Below are 1,924 nucleotides of genomic sequence, written 5' to 3'. Positions count from 1 at the left end.
GTACTGGCACGACGCTCACCCCAGGGAGTGGCTATTTCCGGGCGACATCCCCGGGCACCCTATCACCCGGTCCGCAGTAGCGCTGGCTTGCCGGATCGCGCGCCAGCGCAGCGGTATCCAGAAACCCATCACGCCGCATTCGCTGAGGCACGCCTTCGCCACTCATCTGCTCGAGGCCGGCACCGACGTGCGCAGGATCCAGCTGCTGATGGGTCATCGCAGCCTTTCGACCACGGCCAAGTACTTGAAAGTGGCAACCAGCACCATCTGTGCAACCTCCAGCCCCTTTGATCTGCTGCCGCACCTCGAGCCGCTGCAGCCTCCACCCAGTCCGCCCGAGTATTTCTGAACACCGTCATGCGTGCAGCACTCGAGGTGGCGGACATCTTCCGCCGCTGCGGGCCGCAGTACCGGCAGAGCCACGCCGACGGGCTCAGCCGTGCCCAGCGGCGAGCCATGAGCGCGATCGAACTGTGCCGCACCGCGGCCCTCGGCGGGCATGTCGAACAGTGCGACGCCTGCGGTCACCAGCGCATCACCTACAACTCGTGCCGGCATCGCGCCTGCCCGAAGTGCCAGTCGCTCGCCCGCGCGCAATGGCTCGAACACCGGCAGGCCGAGCTGCTGCCCGGGGTCGAGTATTTCCACGTCGTCTTCACGCTGCCCGAGCCCATCGCGGCGCTCGCCTGGCAGAACAAACGCGTGCTCTACGACATCCTGTTCCGCACCAGCGCCGAAACCCTGCGCACGATCGCCGCCGATCCGAAACACCTGGGCGCCGAAATCGGCTTCATCACGGTCCTGCATACCTGGGGGCAGAATCTGCAACACCATCCGCACGTCCACTGCGTGGTCCCGGGCGGCGGCATCGCCCCGGACGGGGAACACTGGATCGCCTGTCGCCCCGGTTTCTTCCTGCCCGTGCGGGTCCTCTCACGGCTGTTCCGGCGTCTCTTTCTCGCAGAGCTGCGCCATGCCTTCGACACCGGTGCATTGCGTTTCTACGGCCAGCTTGAGCCGCTCGCCGACATTCGGGCGTTTGCCGCCTTTCTCGCACCGGCCGCCCAGGCCGAGTGGGTAGTCTATGCGAAGCCTCCCTTCGGCGACGCCCGGCACGTGCTCAACTATCTGGGCCGCTATACCCACCGCGTGGCCATCTCGAACCACCGCTTGGTCAGCTTCGACGACGGCCACGTCACCTTCCGGTGGAAAGACTATAAACACCCCGCCGCAACCAAGACCATGACGCTTGAGGCCGACGAATTCATCCGCCGCTTCCTGCTGCATGTGCCGCCCGACGGCTTCAAGCGCATTCGCAGTTACGGGTGGCTCGCCAATCGCCACCGGACCGCCAGGCTCGCCACCTGCCGCCGGCTGCTCGGCGTCGTGCCTCCCGCGGACGCCATACCCGACCCGATGGAAGACTACCGCGACCGTTACCAGCGACTCACTGGCAGGTCCCTGCGCGATTGCCCGGTCTGCGGCAACGGCCACATGGTGTGCATTGAAACCTTTCTGCCCGGCGCACTGCCGCGTGCACCGCCACACATTCACCATGGTCACTGATCCGCTTTGGCGCGACTACCAATCAGGTCTCCATTCATTCCTCGTGGCGACGGGCCCGGGTTTGCGTCATCGAGCCTTGCCGTATGCCCACGACCCGGAATCTACGTCATTCATCTCGCCAGGACCACCGTTCGCACCACCGTCGCGTAACCGTCGACTCCGCTTCATCGTTGCCCGGTGCCCGGCCAACGCGGGCGGCACGCATTGAATGATCTCTGCGGCCATTCAACGCCCATAAATGCGACCGCCTGCGGAGCGGTTCAGCACAAACGGATTTTTAGTTACCGATTGCGGTGTGACTTATAAGCACTCGCTCACAGGTTCGTAGCCGCAATCGCTAACCAAAAATCCCTCTGCC

At 64.8% G+C, this 1,924-nt stretch carries 2 protein-coding genes; both read left to right on the top strand.

Going from position 1 to position 1,924, the window contains the following annotated elements; all coding sequences use genetic code 11:
* Nucleotides 1–349 (top strand): tyrosine-type recombinase/integrase (locus AWB81_RS42425; RefSeq protein WP_159939033.1); only part of this gene is annotated, 349 nt, incomplete at its 5' end.
* An 8-nt stretch (nucleotides 350–357) separates the two neighbouring features.
* Nucleotides 358–1,566, top strand: coding sequence for an IS91 family transposase (locus tag AWB81_RS42420; protein ID WP_062644513.1), 1,209 nt, complete (start codon nucleotides 358–360; stop codon nucleotides 1,564–1,566).
* Nucleotides 1,567–1,924 lie beyond the last annotated feature (358 nt).

This window comes from Caballeronia arationis (genome assembly GCF_001544975.2).
GTDB classification, from domain to species: domain Bacteria; phylum Pseudomonadota; class Gammaproteobacteria; order Burkholderiales; family Burkholderiaceae; genus Caballeronia; species Caballeronia arationis.
This window is presented reverse-complemented; position numbering and strand designations above follow the sequence as displayed.